At 60.0% G+C, this 17,790-nt stretch carries 14 protein-coding genes; 1 reads left to right on the top strand and 13 read right to left on the bottom strand.

The annotated features are described in order from the left end of the window. Window positions 1-29 precede the first annotated feature (29 nt). The 7 genes from holA to nadD form a co-directional block, all read right to left on the bottom strand. Entirely contained in the window at window positions 30-1,007 is a 978-nt protein-coding gene (gene holA / locus HMPREF3098_RS03135) for a DNA polymerase III subunit delta (protein WP_070434001.1), read from the bottom strand. 61 nt (window positions 1,008-1,068) lie between these two features. After that, entirely contained in the window at window positions 1,069-3,147 is a 2,079-nt protein-coding gene (locus HMPREF3098_RS03130) for a ComEC/Rec2 family competence protein (protein ID WP_070433958.1), read from the bottom strand. A 27-nt stretch (window positions 3,148-3,174) separates the two neighbouring features. Beyond that, complete coding sequence (locus HMPREF3098_RS03125) at window positions 3,175-4,080, bottom strand: ComEA family DNA-binding protein (protein WP_168155979.1); 906 nt, start codon at window positions 4,078-4,080, stop codon at window positions 3,175-3,177. Between the two features lie 267 nt (window positions 4,081-4,347). Beyond that, entirely contained in the window at window positions 4,348-5,481 is a 1,134-nt protein-coding gene (locus tag HMPREF3098_RS03120) for a DegV family protein (RefSeq protein ID WP_070433957.1), read from the bottom strand. Further along, window positions 5,478-6,302: a histidine phosphatase family protein gene (locus HMPREF3098_RS03115; protein ID WP_070433956.1), complete on the bottom strand. Its 825-nt coding sequence runs from the start codon at window positions 6,300-6,302 to the stop codon at window positions 5,478-5,480. Before HMPREF3098_RS03115 ends, HMPREF3098_RS03120 begins: the two co-directional genes overlap by 4 nt. Further along, a complete protein-coding gene (rsfS, locus tag HMPREF3098_RS03110) occupies window positions 6,302-6,772 on the bottom strand; it encodes a ribosome silencing factor (protein WP_035113282.1) in 471 nt (156 codons plus the stop codon). Before rsfS ends, HMPREF3098_RS03115 begins: the two co-directional genes overlap by 1 nt. A gap of 36 nt (window positions 6,773-6,808) precedes the next feature. Beyond that, window positions 6,809-7,468: a nicotinate-nucleotide adenylyltransferase gene (gene nadD, locus HMPREF3098_RS03105; RefSeq protein WP_141739649.1), complete on the bottom strand. Its 660-nt coding sequence runs from the start codon at window positions 7,466-7,468 to the stop codon at window positions 6,809-6,811. A 174-nt stretch (window positions 7,469-7,642) separates the two neighbouring features. On the opposite strand from nadD, the gene HMPREF3098_RS03100 reads away from it, so the two are divergent. Then, window positions 7,643-8,548 carry a YwiC-like family protein gene (locus HMPREF3098_RS03100; protein WP_083284011.1) on the top strand — a complete coding sequence of 302 codons (906 nt, stop codon included), beginning with the start codon at window positions 7,643-7,645 and terminating at the stop codon, window positions 8,546-8,548. A gap of 97 nt (window positions 8,549-8,645) precedes the next feature. Here HMPREF3098_RS03100 and HMPREF3098_RS03095 read toward each other — a convergent pair whose 3' ends face one another. The 6 genes from HMPREF3098_RS03095 to HMPREF3098_RS03065 all read right to left on the bottom strand — a co-directional run bounded on the left by HMPREF3098_RS03095 (window position 8,646) and on the right by HMPREF3098_RS03065 (window position 17,718). Next, window positions 8,646-9,938: a glutamate-5-semialdehyde dehydrogenase gene (locus HMPREF3098_RS03095; RefSeq protein ID WP_035113452.1), complete on the bottom strand. Its 1,293-nt coding sequence runs from the start codon at window positions 9,936-9,938 to the stop codon at window positions 8,646-8,648. Between the two features lie 163 nt (window positions 9,939-10,101). After that, complete coding sequence (gene proB, locus HMPREF3098_RS03090; protein WP_070433954.1) at window positions 10,102-11,406, bottom strand: glutamate 5-kinase; 1,305 nt, start codon at window positions 11,404-11,406, stop codon at window positions 10,102-10,104. Window positions 11,407-11,460: 54 nt separating this feature from the next. Further along, window positions 11,461-12,972, bottom strand: a complete 1,512-nt coding sequence (gene obgE, locus HMPREF3098_RS03085) for a GTPase ObgE (protein ID WP_070433953.1) — start codon at window positions 12,970-12,972, stop codon at window positions 11,461-11,463. A 176-nt stretch (window positions 12,973-13,148) separates the two neighbouring features. Continuing rightward, window positions 13,149-13,415 carry a 50S ribosomal protein L27 gene (gene rpmA, locus HMPREF3098_RS03080; RefSeq protein ID WP_013888020.1) on the bottom strand — a complete coding sequence of 89 codons (267 nt, stop codon included), beginning with the start codon at window positions 13,413-13,415 and terminating at the stop codon, window positions 13,149-13,151. A gap of 41 nt (window positions 13,416-13,456) precedes the next feature. After that, window positions 13,457-13,759: a 50S ribosomal protein L21 gene (rplU, locus tag HMPREF3098_RS03075; RefSeq protein WP_035113279.1), complete on the bottom strand. Its 303-nt coding sequence runs from the start codon at window positions 13,757-13,759 to the stop codon at window positions 13,457-13,459. A 308-nt stretch (window positions 13,760-14,067) separates the two neighbouring features. Continuing rightward, window positions 14,068-17,718: an Rne/Rng family ribonuclease gene (locus tag HMPREF3098_RS03065; protein WP_070433951.1), complete on the bottom strand. Its 3,651-nt coding sequence runs from the start codon at window positions 17,716-17,718 to the stop codon at window positions 14,068-14,070. Between the last annotated feature and the right edge of the window lie 72 nt (window positions 17,719-17,790).

Here is a 17,790-nt window from a genome sequence, read left to right as displayed (position 1 = left end):
AGGCTAGAACGTTTGCAGGCGGGATTTTTCTATCGCTTTCCCCGCGATGCCAACTCGGCGATCGCACGGACGGCCTCTTCCACCGCATATTCTTCATCGAGCGCGCTGCCCTTGGTGGCACCATCTAGGTCCGCCACGATCTGTACCGCTTCGGCGATAGCTGCTGGAGTCCAACTGCGTGCGTTGCGCACGGTTTTCTCCAATTGCCATGGGCTCATCCCAAAGGCGCTGGCATCGCGGCGGGCGTCGACCCGACCGGCCCCGGCCACCTTGGCGATGCCAGTAACCCCCATACCTAAAGCCGTAGCCAACGCAATGGGCTTGGCTCCAACCTGCATGGCGCGGCGGGCCATGGCAACAGAATTCGTGATGTGCCCCGTGACCGCGAGGTCAGCCACATCGAATCCGGAGACCTCCGCACGCCCCACGTAGTATGTATGCACTGACTCCACGGTGACCTTGCCGTCCGTATCTGCCACCAGCTGGCTCACGGCGCTGGCGAGTTCGCGTAGATCGGACCCCACCGCATCGTGCAACGCACTGGACACATCCGTTGCCACGCGCACCCCGTGACTGCGGAACTCCCCATCGATGAAACTCAGAATCGCCCGGCCTTTCAGTGGTGCGGCCTCATGCACAACCGCGCCGAGCTTCGGCCATGCTTGAACGAGTTTCTTATTTCGTCCTTTGCCCTTGTGCCAGATAATCAGCACGATTCCCGGAGCTGGATCGCGGATCGCACCCTCCACCAGCTCAACAATTTCTTTCCCCTTATCCTCGACCTCGCTGATATAGATGATCCGATCTTCAGCAAACAAACTGGGGCTGAGCAGTTCTAGCAGCTCCGGCTCGCTGAGCTCCGATGCCTTATGCATCTCTACGGGCAAATCAGGGTTTCCGCTAGCCCGGCGCGCCTGCTGTGCAATCCCCCGTCGCCGACGTTCTGCCAGAAACTCGTCCTCACCGACGATGAGGTTCACAGGCGCGGGCGGCTGGGGCTTGTTCATGTTGATCATTCTGCCACGCCGGGGAGTTCGGGTTCACTTTCGATCCACGGTCCCCGGCACCTCATTCCCATCTCACTTTCGTCCCATTACGGCAGGGATAGATCACCGGAATCCCGCTAGCTGTGAATGAGGGCCGTCCCAGTGGCTCCCCGCATTCTTCCACCACGATCATCCGCGGCTGCACTTCGGACCGCGGCGGTGGTGGCTCATTGGACTGAGCTTCTACCTGGGGCTTTACCCCAAAAGTGGCGATCACCTGCGCCTCCTTAGGAACCACCACCGTGCGCGACCGGTCGGCTACCACTTCCCGCTGCTGTGTCCACGGCTTTTTTGTTTGGTCGACGCCCACAAGTCCCGCTCGCCCCATCACCACCAGTGCGACAATGGCAACCGGCCACGCGCACCGTATGCCCATCCGTTGAGGGTGCCGCACACTCCATACCCCGATACAAGCAATGGTGGCGGTGAGAATAGCGCCTGGCCACGATTCTGGAACAGTGATTTTTGGGCCGTTGGCAAACGAAGACGCGATCCATGCTACCCACTGGGCCGGTGGAACAAGAGCGATCGCAAACCACTTGGTCACCCCGCTACCAATTCCGACAGCGGGCGCAATCGCTCCCACCACACTCACGGCCAACCCTACCGTCGTAACGAGGGGGACAGCCCATAGGACTAATACGTTGGCGACGATGGTAACGACCGGCAACCGTCCCGTCATGTGCGCAATAACCGGGATGGTGACTAGGTCCGCGGCTATCGCCACCATCAGTACCCGGATAAACTGCGCCTCCCATTGCTGCGGGAAACGGTGAAAGTGCCGGGCCGTGAGACCAGCCCACCACCGCAGTGTTGCTGCGGACCACCGCGGGGCCAGCACGGCAATGCCCGCGGTGGCTACCACGGACAAGACGAATCCGTAATTCACCGCCAGGTTGGGATCCACGCTGAGCAGCACGATGATGCTGATACACAGTGCCACCACTATGTCCTTCCAACGCGCGGTGGCTACGGCGATCACCCCGATCAAACCCATAACAGTGGCACGTAGCACGCTCGGCTCCGGACCGACGACCGCCATGAAGGCACATATCGACATCCCAGTGAGGACAGTACGTGTCCGTCGGCGCAACCCGCATGCCGTCGCAAGCACCATCACGCTGCTGGCCAGGATGGCGATATTGGATCCCGAAACGGCGCTCAAATGACTAAGGCCCGTGTTGACGAATTCCTGGCGCACCGCAGGGGTTTGCATACTCACATCCCCCATCACCATGCCCGGAACCAATCGTCGGGTTTCGTCCGGCAGCCAAGAGATATTAGTCCAAAGGCTCCATCGAAGGCGCTGGGCAATGGCCCACAGGCCGCGCGGTTCCCCGCCTTCAACGGGGCGCACATCGCGCTGCGACGACAATTGCAAAGGCAAGACGAGCGCTTTATCCGTCCGACTAACCGTGGCGGAGATGTTCACACGCTTACCCGGTGCCAGTAGGGTACTCAAAGGTTTATCGCGGGCCTGATTAGACTGTGGTTTGTTCGGTGCTGCCCCGCTCACTGTTTCCTGGGTTGTGCCACCGTCACCGTTCAGCGCAGTTTCGCCCCCATCCAACCCCCGCAACTCGTCGCGCTCCACGAATAAAGGCACAATCCCCACTCCCGGAACCTCCACGGGAACCTGCACCCGGCCTCGATCCATTAGTCGCGGCAATCCAGCAATGGTTACCTCTCCTCGGAAATGCTGAGTGCTGTGTGAACTCAACCACGCAAGCTGATCGGCGTGCACAATGCGTACGGTAGCCATCCCCGCGACCGTGCCCGCTGCCACGGTACACACCACCAATTGCCAACACAGTGCATGCATGATTTTTCGCCGCGTGAACTCCTGTTGCGACCGTGCCTTGCCCCGGCCACGCCAGTAGCGCACGTTGCTCACCCCAATCACTCCCCCGGCATGTGCAGCTACCACCGCACACGCGGCAGCGGGCACACCCGAGCGATCGACCATGGTCCACGCCACGGCAATCCACACCGCTGCCGCCACGGGAACCAACCGTGCATCAGGACCGCGCCGCTGCCGGATGGCCTCCGGGGACCGCGGGTCACGCGCAGCAGCGACATTCGGATCTAACGTCACCCTCATGGAACACCCATTTCTGGTCGTTTGTCGTCACACCGTCACCGAATCCTTCATGGTGGCGAACTTGGCGGGTCCAATGCCCCGGACCTCCATGAGTTGTTCCACCGATCGGAACTTGCCATTAGTCGTGCGCCATTCCACAATCGCCTTCGCCGTAGCGGGCCCCACCCCACTGAGGGTTTCCAATGCTGCCTCATCAGCGGTATTAATGTTCACCTTCCCTGCTTCCCCCGGTTTGTTACCTTCTGCTCCGGCGGATCCCGTAGTGCCTCCCGCTGCAGCAGACGGTGCATGCGCACCCGCCCCATCACCGCTAGCAGCCCCATCCGCACCACCGGTCATTCCAACGGGCAGCACTAGTCGAGAACCCCTGGGATCAATGACGATCTGCATCCCATCGGCAACCTGCTGCGCAAGATTGAGCCCATCCACCCGCGCCCGCGAATGCGTGGGCCCAGCCAAGGAAATAACATCCCCCACCCGCAAATCATCTTTCACCCGCAACAGGCCAGGGTGGGCAACCATGCCTTGCACGCTGACGACGATGATCCCAGAGCCACTGGTCGTGATCTCACTGTCCGCACGCTCGCCCGATGCCTCGGTTTTCCCATCAACATCAGGCGAATCGCCCGCACGATCCCCACTTCTGCCACCAGTACCTTCACCACCCTTCCCCGCGCGCTCGTGTGGTGCCCCAGATTCCGGGTGACTCACCACGGTTGTTTCGCTCGTCGGCACACTCAAGGCGTGAGTACCACCCACCCCAGTACCACCATTACCGTTTTGCTCGTCCGTCCCGGCTAACACGCGGATTCCCATAACCGCACCAACCACTACTGCTAGGAAAACCACCGCCACCAGAACGATGGTGCCCGATCGCATGGTGAATCCACGCCGGGTATCCAAATCCAGCTCGGCAATCTGATGTTCAGCCACAGGTTGCGTAAGCCCCTCCACTCGCTTGTGCAAGAGTTCCCGACGCGTGCCCTCCGCTGTCTTTGATGATTTTTCCACCCGCATTGCACCCATGCGTCGAAGTAAAACACTCCCGGCCACTGCCTCCTGCTGGGTCGCTCCCAGACGCACCGCATAAGCCCTGCAGCCTGTGAATACTGGAGTGGCTGTGGAAAACCGGTAATTAACCCGCGCGCAACCCCCGCGCGCCCGCGCTAACCCGGATACTCACCCTGCATGCGCACCCGATTATTCGGGCGCCAGCTGCACCGTTGAAACCGCTACGGCACCGGCACCTGTGTGGACCTGCACGGCCTCTCCCATGGGAATCAAGTGCAGCTCTACCTTCGGCACCACATGGGTCGCACCGTATGCCGCTTCGGGCTCCGCGGATTCCGCTTCCACCACCGCCGCGATCTTCTGCACGGCCCGGCTTGCAACCACGCGCTCCAAGAACGTAGTTGCCGACTTCGCTACCTCATTAACAATCTCGCGCACTGCGGACTTCGCGGTGTCTTCTACCTCCACGCCCGCTTCACCCCCATCATGAGCGTTTTCAGGGCGGCGGGGCGTCGGGGTAGAAGAAGCAGAAGACCCATCCTCAGTATCGATGTCTCCATCCCCAAGCTCTTGCACGGCCACCTGGATCCGTGCCAGCAGGCTGGCCGCAACTTCCGGATCATCTGCGTAATGCACCGCGACACGCATTACCGGGGCGGTCACCTGCGCGGGATCCTCATCGGGTGCGACCTCAACTGATGCCTGCTTGACCTGATCCACGACCAGGTTCAGCATTCGATCCATCGCCTTATTCTGCGTGCGGGAACGGGCGGCCAATGTCAGCTTGCCCCCAGAAATCGCGAAGACCGGCTTGAATGCCAACGCGGAGGTAAACAGGCTTCGCGCCGTGGACAACCGGCCACCCTTGCGCAGTGCGTCAATGCGGTGTACATACAGCCACAGCCTAGAGGACGTCAAAGCCTCCCGCGCCGTGGATTCCACCTCGTCCAAGGAACCGCCCTTGTTCGCGCATTCAGCCGCGGCGAGGGCGGCGTACCCAATAGCCATCCCAGCGGATTCGGAATCAATAACTCGAACGGCATCGGCGGTCTCTACAGTATCGCCGACCACCCCCGCGGCCGTTGTGCCATTGGACCACGTTGCGCTGAGGCCTTTAGCGATGTGAAGGGCCACCACGCCATCATCACCACTGCGTTCCAACAAACGCGCGTAGTGAGCGGTGAGCTCCATTGCGCTCAAGCCCGCTGTGGTGCGCTCCTCACCTTCCCCACCCGCATGGATGGGCACCACGGTCACCCCCGCTGCCGCTGCCAACTCAACGGGCAGACAACTGGCGGAATCGGTCAGCACTTGAACGGTCATCGCAGTTGCTCCCCCGTCTTGCCGGTTCCCACGGCGCCATTTCCCTCGCCGCTTGTTGCCTCACCGCCCTCATCTGGGCTGGGTGCGCCCGCAGGAGCAGCCGCATTCGCATGCACGTTCCAGCCTTCAAGCAACCACTTTGGTGTTTTCCACCAGTCTTCCGCCCCGCTGGGAACCAGCGGGACCGTCGATCCGTCGACGGCAGGCACACTGGAATCCCCGGCACCAACAAACTGCGGGCGCGCCAAAAGCTGCGACCAGCAGACGTTTCCTAGACCGGAAAACACCAGCGAGTGACTGCTGGGCAGGTTTAACAGGCGAGCAGTCAGCGCACCAATCGTGCCACCGTGGGCCACGATCACTACCAGCCCCCGATCAAACGCATCGGTATTCATCACCTCGTCGACCACCGCGAAGGCGCGCTCGGCCACCTGCACGCGAGATTCTCCCTGCGGCGGAGCCCACTCGGGGTCGTGCTTCCAGTACGCGCGCTGGCCTGGGTAATCGGCGTCGACTTCCTTATGCGACGCCCCCTGCCACGCCCCCAGATCCGTTTCCCGTAGGCGCTGGTCCGTTTCGACGTCGACACCCCACGGTTCTGCCAGAATGCGGGCGGTTTCTTCCGCTCGCTCCAAATCGCTGGCGATGACGCGCGAAACTGCCCATCCCGCCAGCACCTCGGCTGCGGCGCGGGCCTGCTCTCGGCCGACCTCGCTCAGTTCGGTATCCAGCTGCCCCTGCATCCGACCAGTTGCGTTGTATTCCGTTTGGCCATGACGAATCAGCACCAAACGGCGATCAACTGGGTAGGCGGCAGTCATTAGAGTTCGTCCGCGTCCGGGGTTGGACCCGCGAGCGGGAGCTCTTCGGCGCTGCTCACATTGCGCTCATCGACTTCAGCTGCGTTCCACTCGGGGCCACGGTCGATTTGTTCCACACCGTCGACCTCAATTTGGGGTGCATCTCGCCACAAACGATCCAGCGCATAAAATTCGCGCTCATCCTTGCGTTGAATGTGGACAACAATGTCACCGTAATCGAGTAGAACCCAACGGCCCTCCCCGCGTCCTTCGCGGCGGGTGGGCTTGAATCCTTCATCGTGCAGCTGATCCTCAACCTCGTCAATGATCGCGTTCACTTGGCGCTCGTTATCGCCGGAAGCAATCACGAAGCAGTCGGTGATGGCCAGACGTTCGGAAACGTCAATCACCAGAATATCCTCCGCCAGCTTGTCAGCGGCGGCGCGGGCAGCCAAGCCCGCCATTGCAATTGAATCTGCGTGGGCAGTCAAATGGTCAGCCTTTCGAAAATCTCTTTTTTAGCTATGTTACCGCACATACATGCGGTGCTTTGCGATGTATTGCACCACGCCGTCGGGTACTAGGTACCACACTGGCCGGCCGGAAGCCGCGCGCTCACGGATATCGGTTGAGCTGATGGCCATCGCTGGTATCTCCACCAAACGCAGTCGCCCGGCTTCCAATTCGCGCTTGAGCGGGGAGGTGGTGGCGTCGGAAAAAGATAGGGAGTAGCCCGGCCGAGTCACCCCGACAAAGTGGGCCAGCTCAAACATCGATTCCCAATCGCGCCACGTGACGATCTTATTCAGGGCATCGGCGCCGGTGATGAAAAACAACTCGGCGTCGGGGTAGATTTCTCGCATGTCCGTCAAGGTATCGACGGTGAACGTGTCCCCCTCGCGCTCGATATCTACGCGGGAGACCTCGAAACTTGGATTGGACGCGGTGGCAATAACTGTCATGAGGTAGCGATCCTCCGCCGCCGAAACGTTCTTACCCTTCTTCTGCCAAGGCTGGCCGGTGGGAACGTACACCACTACGTCCAGATCGAACATGTCTGCCACCTCAGACCCAGCCACTAGGTGCCCATTGTGGATCGGGTCGAACGTTCCACCCATGATTCCTACACGACGCGGGCTGTCGTGCGTATGTCGCTGGGATTCGTACTGGCGGGGATCTGGTTTCACGTCGGGCTGCGGGGATGTCACGTAGAACTAACTCCTTGAGGGACTGGGTTGCTAGCCACGCTTCGGGTTCCACGGACCTGCCGTTGAGGCCCAAGGATATGCCGGCTGGCAGTCATGGTGGCCACCATGCACGGATACCTTTCACGCGGTGCACGGGTTTAGAATAGCCTTACTATGTCCTCGCAGCACTCAACCAGCTCGGCTGAGCACCCTCGTCGCCCCTCACCCCGCAAACGCCATCCCGGTGGGATTAACCCTTGGGTCCCCAACCAGCACGGAGCGTGGGCAATGCTGGTGGCGCCCATGCTGGTGGGCGCGATCATCGGATTGGCCTACGAAGGGCCGTCCGGTCAACACCACCGTGCTGCAATTCCCGCCATCGCAATCGCGTGGATGCTGGGATACTTCTGGTTTTTCGCATACGGGTTATGGTTCAAGGCTCGTTCAGCCAACCGCAAAGCCCAGTACGCTCGCCCCATGCTCGTGTACGGTGTAGTTTCTGCGCTAGCAGGGCTTTTTGCACTGATTCAGTATCCCGGCTTGGCGTGGTGGGCTTTAATCTTTGCGCCCTTGGTTGCGGTGGCTGTCGAAGAAATTATTCGACGCCGCCCGCGTTCCCTGATTTCGGGCATCGCAACCACGTTGGCTAGTTCGGCTCTGCTCTTGGTGATGGTCAGCGCCGGCGAATTCGCACCCATGCCGTGGTTCTTTTTCAACGTGCCTGCTGAGATCTGGGTGGTGGCTTTATCCACCGCGTTGTATTACGTGGGCACGATTTTCTACGTGAAGACTATGATCCGCGAAAAGGGAAACGCCCCGTTCGAGAATTTGTCACACAATTACCACGCGGTCGCCGTCGTTCTCACGATCGCGGCCACCGCAACGGCGTTTTTTGGTGGAGGACGCAACCTGGCCAGCACGTTGTTGGTGATTACCGTCATGGCTGCCGCGTGGTGGCGCAGCGTGGCGATCCCCGCCGACGCCCAGAAAAACCCCACCACTTGGACTCCCAAGAAGGTGGGGTTGTGGGAAATTCCGCTGGTCTTAGCTCTTATTGCCGCGGGGGTAGCAGTGGTCTAAACGACGTGCCTATGCCGGCCACGCCGCCGGGGGTCCCCCCGCGCTACCGTGGCGCGAAGGTAATCAACCGGCTGAGGGGTGAACTTGCACCATCAGATTAGGGGCGAACCTGGCCGTCGCCAGAGACAACCCACTTGGTGGAGGTCAATTCCGGTAGACCCATTGGCCCACGAGCATGCAGCTTCTGGGTGGAGATGCCAATCTCGGCACCAAAGCCGAACATTTCGCCATCAGTCCACGCGGTTGAGGTGTTGATGGAAACCGCAGCGGAATCCACGAAGGTCTCGAAATAGTTGGTCACGCTGTAGTCTTGGGCGGCGATGCCTTCGGTGTGACCGGTGGAGTACTTTTTGATATGCTCAACGGCCTCTTGCACGCCATCGACCAGTGCCACAGCAATGTCGAAGGACAGGTACTCATCAGTCCAGTCCTCATCGGTTGCTTCCACAACGTCATCGGCAAGCCCGTCCAGCTCTGCCTTCTTGCCGTGTAACGTCACGCCTTCATCCTGCAGAGCCTTGAGAACACGCTTCTTGTCCTGGTCTGGCAGGTTGGTATCTAGCAGCAGCACCTCGGTGGCATTGCACACGGAGCAACGGCGGGTCTTGCCGTTAATCACCAGCTTGATTGCGGTATCGACATCTGCGGAATTGTCGATATAAAAGTGGCAGTTGCCCGTTCCCGTTTCAATCGTGGGGACGGTCGCACCGGTTACCACCGCGTTGATCAAACCGGCGCCACCGCGCGGGATAACAAGGTCGACCAAACCGCGGGCGGTGATCAGGTCCTGTACCGAGTCGTGTGTATCGCATGGCAGCAACTGCACGATCTCGCGGGGCAGACCATATTCAGCGGCCACGTTTTGCAGGATTTCCACGAGTTTTTCGTTGGTGTGCCGAGCGGACTTGGAACCGCGGAGCAACGGAATATTGCCAGACTTCACCGCGAGGCCGAACGCATCGACGGTGACGTTGGGGCGCGCTTCGTAGACCATTCCCATCACGCCCAGGGGAACGCGAACCTGCTTGAGGCGCAAACCGTTGGGGCGAGTGTGTCCCCGGACGATCTCACCCACTGGGTCGTTCAAGCCGACAACGAGGCGCAGGCCGTTGGCGATGCCCTTGATCCGCTCCTCATCCAACTGCAGGCGATCCAGCAAGCTGTCAGACAGGCCGCGTTCTTTACCTGCGGCCAGGTCCTCTTCGTTTGCCTGCAGGATCTCCTCGGTGTTGGCTTCGAGAGCTTCAGCGGCTTTTTCCAGCAGCTCATTTTTCTGCAGGGTGGTAAGCAGAACCTGCTGGCTTACTTCTTTGGCCTTGCGCGCCTTGTCATACACTTCTGCGCGCTCGGCTTGGCGTTCGGGGGTCACATTAGCGTTGTTGTCAGTCATAACCTTCACAGTATCGGGGTTGTTCATTACTAGTTGGATAAATTCAGTTGAGCCGAGAGTGCCGTAAAACTACTGGGTACAATCAGCTGAGCCCTATCAGCTGGGCTCTTCAGCTGATCCCTATCAGCTGGGCCATATGCTGCTAGTTCGAAGTTCTTGCTCACTAGCTGGGTATATTCAGCTGGGCACGGTTGGAATAGGTTGACATGTAATCCGCATGAACCACGGGGCGGCGCGCAAACTCGGGCATATCCTGGGTTGGCCGACCGATCATGCCATCGAGCATGACGGAATCATAAGCTACCTCTCCCCTGCCTACCAGAACACCCTCAGGATCGACAATGTCCACGATATCCCCCTGGGAGAAGTCTCCTTCTACCAAGGTAATGCCTACAGCCAGCAAGGACTTACGGTTGTTCGTCACGGCTTCGACAGCACCTGCATCCAAGTGCAAACGGCCCCTAGAATCAGCCGCGTACAGCACCCAGAACTTCCAGGCGCTCAAGCGGTCTTCATCTGGCCAGAAGCACGTTCCCACCTGGGCATCATCGAGCGCTGCACCAATGTTCTCCGTTGATGTCAACAACACGGGAACACCTGCGCGCGAGGCCAGGCGTGCGGCAGACACTTTTGCCGCCATGCCACCTGTGCCTAGGCGCCCACCATCGCCTGCGATCACACCCCGCAGATCCTTACCAGAGCGCACTTCAGGAATGAAGTTGGCATCCGGTTCGGCGGGATTACGGTCGTACAAGCCATCTACGTCGCTGAGCAGCACGAGGGCGTCGGCGAAAGCAAGGTGACTAACCAGGGCGGCTAAGCGATCGTTGTCACCGAACCGCATTTCGGATGTCGCAACCGTGTCATTCTCATTCACGATAGGCACGGTCTTCAGTTGCCGCAACCGGTCGATCGTGCGCTGCGCATTGCGGGCACGGTCACGCTCCGCAGCATCAGACGCCGTGAGCAACACCTGGCCAATCGTGCGCCCGTAGCGGGCAAAAGATCGCGCCCACTCCTGTGCAAGCAGCACCTGGCCGACAGCCGCGGCGGCTTGTTTCGTAGCCAAATCAGTTGGGCGCTGGGACAGCTCCAAAGGACCCATACCACAAGCGACAGCGCCCGAGGACACAACGATAACGTCCGTGCCCCGGTCCATCCGTGCCTCTAACGCATCGGCAATGGTGTCGATGCGCTCGGGGTTCACCCGACCGTCGTCATCCGTCAAGGAAGACGAACCGATTTTTACAACGAGCCGACGGGCGTGTGCCACATCGCGACGTACGTCGGATTCATGGCCCATCGCGGGATCATCCGGATCCGCCTCGGGGTCGGGAAACTCTACCGTCGTGGCAGGGATCACCGGCCCCGGGGTGTGAACGGGTCGAGATCCGAAGGCAGGAACCGGTTCGGCTCCCCCTACGGTCTCATCGTCTCGATCTTCAACATCTGGCTTGGGATTCGGCATATATCCCATTATGCCAGCCAAAAAACGTTGGCATGACTAAGTAACAATTCTCAGCTAGCCTTGCCAGCGCTCGCGATCTGCCTCTTCACCGTCTCCAAAGTCATATTCATCGATCAGACCACGGCGGGCCTGAGACGCACGCTTACGCTCGTCAGCGCCGGTACGTGTGGTCTGTTCCAGGCGCATATCCGTGCCTCGTCCAGAGCGCATGATGTCCACACCCGCCGCGGTCGTTGGGTCCCATTCGAAGGTGATATCACCAATGGTGACCTCATCGCCTTCCACTGCGCCGATCTTCCATAGTTCTTCTTCGACCCCCGCTTTGGCCAGCCGGTCCGCAAGGAACCCCACGGCCTCGTCATTTTCGAAGTCCGTTTGCCGGATCCACCGCTCCACCTTCTCACCCGTGACCAAGAACCCTCCAGGGTTCTCGGAGTCCTTCATCACTTCGAAAGAAGCGAACCTGCCGCCCCTCTTCGACTTGACGCCCTGCGGTGTCAGCACTTTCACTTCCCGTCGGGTCACCGGATGCTCAGCGCGGTGAGTTTCCACGATCTCCAACAGCGCGTACGTGAGCTCTTTCAGCCCCGTGCGGGCGACGGTAGAAATGCGGAAAATGGGCCAGCCGAAGGACATCAGCTCCTCTTCTTGCAGGTCTGCCATGTCCTCCGCATCGGGGACGTCCATCTTGTTCAAAATGATAACGCGCGGGCGTTCCCGCAAATCACCCAAGCCCGAATCAGACGTGAGTTCTTCCTGGTAGGTGGCGAGCTCCTTTTCGAGCGCGCGAATGTCGTCCACCGGATTGCGGTCAGATTCCAAACTGGCAGCGTCCACCACATGGGCCAACACAGCGGTGCGCTCGATGTGGCGCAAGAAGTCCAACCCTAGTCCCTTACCTTGGCTAGCCCCCGGGATCAGGCCCGGCACGTCGGCAATAGTAAATGCCTTATGCCCAATGTTGACCACGCCGAGATTCGGCGCGAGCGTAGTGAACGGGTAGTCGCCAATCTTCGGGCGGGCTGCCGAAAGCACGGAGATCAGGGAGCTCTTGCCGGCAGAGGGAAATCCGACCAGCCCCACGTCGGCCATGGACTTGAGTTCTAGGGTAATGTCCTTGACCTCACCCGGCTCGCCCAGCAGCGCAAAGCCAGGGGCCTTGCGAGTTTTCGAGGCCAAGGCCGCATTGCCCAATCCGCCGTGACCACCCTCCGCAACGATCATGCGGGTGCCCTTGCCCATAAGATCGGCGATGACCTCGCCGTCTTGGTCGATAACAACCGTGCCTTCGGGTACGGGAAGAACGAGGTCTTCCCCGCGGGCACCGTGGCGGTGATCGCCAGCACCGTTGTTGCCGCGGCTGGCCTTAATATGGGGGTGGAAGTGGAAATCCAGCAGCGTGTGCACCTGGTCGGAGACTTCCAAGATAATGTCACCGCCGTGGCCACCATTACCACCGTCAGGACCACCTAGGGGGACGAACTTTTCTCGGTGCACGGAGCTACAGCCGTGGCCGCCGTCACCTGCTTGTAGGTGGAGCACCACGCGATCGACGAATTGTGCCATTGAGGTGGTCCTTTCGGTTAAGAATTTGCGCCACGCTGAGTTGCGTGGTCGGGGCCGAGCGGGGCGTCGACCAAAATAAAAGAAAAAGCCCCACGCCGTGTCCGCGTTCCTCGCCACCCCACAGTAGTGGGAGGAAAGGACAACGGGCAGCGGTCGCGGGGCGTGCGCGAGGCTGGTTATGCCTCGACGGTCTCGTTCTCGACTATGTTCACCATGCGACGGTTGCGCTTGGTGGAGAACTTAACAGCGCCAGCCTTGAGAGCGAACAAAGTATCGTCGCCACCACGGCCAACGTTCTCGCCTGGGTGGAAAGAAGTACCGCGCTGACGGATCAGGATCTCGCCGGCCTTAACCTGCTGACCACCGAATCGCTTCACACCGAGACGCTTGGACTCGGAGTCACGACCGTTGTTAGAGCTAGATGCACCCTTCTTGTGTGCCATGTGTCTCTCCCTCCTTAAGGAAGATCAGTGTCTCGGTAAAGTTACTTGATACCGGTGACCTTCAGGACCGTGAGGGCCTGACGGTGGCCGAAGCGGCGCTTGTAGCCGGTCTTGTTGCGGTAGTGCATGCCGCGGATCTTTTTGCCGCGGACGTGCTCTACGATTTCTGCGTTGACGCTTGCGGAAGCGAGCTTGTCACCGGTGGTGACGTCTGCACCGTCGACGACGAGAACCGGGGTGAGAGCCACGGAAGAACCTGGCTCACCCTCGATCTTCTCGACCTTGACGAGGTCACCTTCGGCAACCTTGTACTGCTTTCCGCCGGTCTTGACGATCGCGTACATGTAGGGCTACCCCTTTAAATTTCTCTACTCGGTTCAGGCAGCCCCCGCGGTCGTACCTAACAACGACGGCACGAGCAGAAGCACCCTGACTGGACTTATTGCTTTCACTGCGTTCAATTGGTCAGCCCTGCAAAGCTTCTGGGCTGCGAGCTGGGCGGATGCACGCATGAGTGTGCAAGCCACCTCACAATTGAACAGCGACTGCTCAAGACTACCCCTAAAAAGGCTGGAAACAAAATCACCCTCGTGTGGTTTCACACGCGCCACAAAAGGCTCTTTGTCTGCACTTGAGCAGCATGCTTTCCCCGCTAGGTTCGCTTGCGAACCACGCGACGCACACGACGGGTGCCACGGCCACCGCGTGGGGCAGCACTATCCAGTTGCTGTCCCGTTCCGCGGTTAACCTGACCTTGGCCGTCATGACCGCGATTGTTGCGGTTGTTCTGGTTGCGGCCGTCCCGGGTTCGGTTGCTCCAACCGCGCCCACCTTGACCGGGGTCCTTAGCGCCGGTGCGCTCAAAGTCCTCCGGTTGTGGTGCAATGTCTGACCGCGAATTACCGCGCGTTTGGCGCTTCCGGCGCGGTGAAGCTTCGAACTCAGCCTTCGCTTCTTCGAAAGTCTGCGAGTCCGCGTGGCGACCACGTGCCGTTCGCTGCTTCCGGGAATCGCTGGACTGCGATTCACGAGACTGCGTCGCTTCGGATTGGGTGACATCGGTGTGTTCTGTACTCGATGAGGCCCTATCGGCTGGCGCCTGACCTTGCTCCAAAGTGTTCGCGGCATTCACGTGGCGCGCACGGACAACGCGGCGAACGCGACGACGGCGGGACGCGCTTACGCCTTCGCTGTCCTTGTCGCGGTTGCCTTGGGTGTCCTGGTTATCGCGGCTGTCCCGGTTATCGCGGTTGCCCTGGTTGCCTCGGTTGTCCCGGTAATCGCGGTTGCCCCGGTTGCCTCGGTTATTCCGCGCGATGCGCTGAGAAGCCCTCTCATCACCATGCGCATCGTTGGGCATGTAGTCAGCACCCGATGGCTCATCTGGATCCTCAGCTTTTGCATTGCGCAAGGCGGATGCTGCGATGTCGTCGATAGCCACGTCATTTGCACGCCGGCGACGGTTAGTCTTTGCCTGTCCGTCATCGGCTAGGTTGTTGCCCTTGGTGCGACGACGATGGGTCAGGCCCTCATCAACGTTGCGCGCATCGGTATCGGGCTGCGATCCCGTCACGCTACGCACAACGCGACGGCGGCGCACTCGACGGGTAGATGTGGCCTTATCGTGACTGCGCGACTCGGTCTGCTCCGCAGAAGATGCCAACTCAGCGGGCGATCCCACCTCAGTCGAGCTGGACCCAGCGTCGTTGTCGTCACGTTGTGCTTTGTCACCACGACGGGAGGATTCATCGCGACGTGGCTTGCCCGTACCTTCACGCATGACTTGTTGACGTCGCGCTTGCTGACGTTCCTTCCGGTGGCCGTGATCACGGCGTGGCGCTTCCTCCTCCTCATGCTCCACAGGATCAGCATGCAAGATCACACCGCGACCGTCGCATTCGGTACAGATCGTGGAGAAGGTCTCCAGCAAACCGGTACCTAAACGCTTACGGGTCATCTGCACCAAGCCCAGCGACGTTACTTCACTGACCTTGTGACGGGTACGGTCCCGGCCAAGGTACTCGGTCAAACGACGCAGCACGAGGTCCCGGTTTTCTTCCAATACCATGTCGATGAAATCCACGACAATCATGCCGCCCAGGTCACGCAGGCGCATCTGGCGAACGATCTCTTCGGCCGCTTCAAGGTTATTCTGAGTAACCGTTTCCTCGAGGTTTCCACCGGAGCCGACAAACGATCCCGTGTTAACGTCAATAACCGTCATGGCCTCAGTCGGATCAATGATGAGGTGCCCACCGGATGGCAGCCATACCTTCCGCGACAGCGCCTTCGTCAGCTGCTCGTCTAGGTTCATCGCGGCGAAAACATCTTCGCCTTCGTGCCTATCGGGATTCCACTTGATGAGGCGATCTTGCAAGTCAGGTGCCATGCGTGACACATAGTCACGAACCACTTGCCACGACTTTGCACCATCGACGACGAGTTCCTTGAAATCCTCATTGAAGATGTCACGGACAACCTTGACCAGCATGTTTGGCTCTTCGTAGAGCGTGATCGGCTTCGCACCCTTGCGATCGCGAGCTTTCACTTCTTCCTTGCTGACCTTTTCCCAGATGGAGTGCAGGCGTGCCACGTCCTCCCCGATTAGTTCTTCAGGGACATTCTCAGCTGCCGTGCGGATAATGGCTCCGCCGTCACCGGGAATCACATTGGCCAGGATGTCTTTCAGTCGCTTACGCTCCGGTTCAAGCAGCTTCCGGGAAATACCCGCGGTCGTTCCTCCGGGGAAGTAAACCAAGTAGCGCCCGGCGAAACTCACTCGGTTGCTCAACCGAGCGCCCTTATGCCCGACTGGGTCCTTGATGACCTGCACCAGGATCTGGTCGCCGGCTTTCAAGGCCGAATCAATACGGCGGTTCTTGGAATGCAGGTGGGGCGAGTGCCAATTCATCTCGCCCGCATACAGGACAGCATTACGGCCAGTGCCAATGTCGATGAACGCGGCCTCCATGCTGGACAGGACGTTCTGTACGCGGCCGAGGTAGATGTTGCCCACCATCGACTGCTGCGTCTCACTAGTTACGAAGTGTTCCACCAGCATGCCGTCTTCGACCACTCCAACCTGAGTAGTCAGGCCTTGGTGATCAGAGCGATGAGAATCACGCACCACCAACTTCCGCTCGACGGATTCGCGACGGGCCAAGAACGCAGATCGACTTACAGTCTGGGTACGTTCGCGGTTCTCGCGCCGCCACTGACGCTGAGATGCCAAACGGGTGGACCCCTTCAGACGGACAGGTTGATCCACAACGTCGGATTCATCACGCTCGGCAGGGTGCAGTTCCTCGACACGCTTAGGGGTCGAAGCGGCTGGGTCATTCTTAGATTTCCGCCGCTGAGCGCCTTCTCGCTTGTCATCCTTAGCAGTACTCTGATTCGCCCCGGCTTTCTGCGCATCATTGTCGTCCGCACCACCACCGCGAGCAGCACTATCGTTCGTAGCATTTTCCGTCTGTGCAGCGGCACCTTCATTCGCGGGCGCGTTCTGGTTTGCGGAGCGTCCAATCACGCGGCGCACTACCCTGCGGCGAGCACGACGCCGCTGCGATGCACCCCCCTGGCCACCACCCGTCTGCTCGCCCTGCGTGGTCTGTTCGCTCTGCTCTTCCTGCCCTGCCCGCTCCTGTGGTTCGGCCTGCTCGGTCTGCTCGACCCGCTTGCTCTGCTCGGCCTGCTTGCTCCGCTTGGCCTGTTTGGTCTGTTCGCTGCGCTTGGCCGGTTTGGTCTGTTGGCTCCGCTTGGCCTGTTCCTGTGGTTCGGCCTGCTCTCCCTGCTCGACCCGCTTGCTCCGCTTGGCCTGCCCCGCCTGCTCCTGTGGTTCGACCGGCTCGGCTGGCTCTACCTGCTCCGCCTGACCCTTTTCAATGGTCTCAGGCTCCGAAACCGGCTCCGTCTTCTCAGGCTTGTCCGCCACGTCCTCTCGGCCAGCTTCGGCAGCATTCGCACCAGCAACCTGAGTTTTCTTCCTCGTTGCCGTTTTCTTCCGCTGTGGCTTGTTGGCCTTTTCTTTCTTCGACGCCGACTTCCCCGCGGAAGGCGTTTCCGGTTGCGACGTGGCGTCGTCCCCCGAAGACAAAGCCGCAACAACACTGGCAGCTTCCTGCTTAGTGAGGGAAGACTGCACCTTCTTGCCCTCGATACCGGCAGATTCGATATGTGGAAGTAGTTCGGACGCGCGCAGTCCCAGCTGCTTGGCCAGCAGGTGGACTCGCATCTTGGCCCCCCACTCCTCGGTATTAATTTGGGCAGCCTGAGCTGCAAGTTCCGGGCTGATTTTCGCCACGATTCTCCTTGTAAAAGCTGTGTATTTAAGTTTTATGGCCGGCACTACTGCGTCGCATCATCGTTGTGGACG

This window comes from Corynebacterium sp. HMSC28B08, assembly GCF_001806865.1.
Classification (GTDB): Bacteria; Actinomycetota; Actinomycetes; order Mycobacteriales; family Mycobacteriaceae; genus Corynebacterium; species Corynebacterium auriscanis.
The sequence above is the reverse complement of the archived record's forward strand: the minus strand, read 5'-3'. Positions and strand labels throughout refer to the sequence as shown.

What these genes read in the sequence shown, in the direction of transcription:
- HMPREF3098_RS03120 (WP_070433957.1), bottom strand. Translation starts at nt 5,481, where the DNA reads ATGACCGTTCAAGTGCTGACCGATTCCGCCAGTTGTCTGCCCGTTGAG.
- obgE (WP_070433953.1), bottom strand. Translation starts at nt 12,972, where the DNA reads ATGGCACAATTCGTCGATCGCGTGGTGCTCCACCTACAAGCAGGTGAC.
- HMPREF3098_RS03100 (WP_083284011.1), top strand. Translation starts at nt 7,643, where the DNA reads ATGTCCTCGCAGCACTCAACCAGCTCGGCTGAGCACCCTCGTCGCCCC.
- HMPREF3098_RS03130 (WP_070433958.1), bottom strand. Translation starts at nt 3,147, where the DNA reads ATGAGGGTGACGTTAGATCCGAATGTCGCTGCTGCGCGTGACCCGCGG.
- holA (WP_070434001.1), bottom strand. Translation starts at nt 1,007, where the DNA reads ATGAACAAGCCCCAGCCGCCCGCGCCTGTGAACCTCATCGTCGGTGAG.
- HMPREF3098_RS03095 (WP_035113452.1), bottom strand. Translation starts at nt 9,938, where the DNA reads ATGACTGACAACAACGCTAATGTGACCCCCGAACGCCAAGCCGAGCGC.
- HMPREF3098_RS03115 (WP_070433956.1), bottom strand. Translation starts at nt 6,302, where the DNA reads ATGACTGCCGCCTACCCAGTTGATCGCCGTTTGGTGCTGATTCGTCAT.
- proB (WP_070433954.1), bottom strand. Translation starts at nt 11,406, where the DNA reads ATGCCGAATCCCAAGCCAGATGTTGAAGATCGAGACGATGAGACCGTA.
- rpmA (WP_013888020.1), bottom strand. Translation starts at nt 13,415, where the DNA reads ATGGCACACAAGAAGGGTGCATCTAGCTCTAACAACGGTCGTGACTCC.
- rplU (WP_035113279.1), bottom strand. Translation starts at nt 13,759, where the DNA reads ATGTACGCGATCGTCAAGACCGGCGGAAAGCAGTACAAGGTTGCCGAA.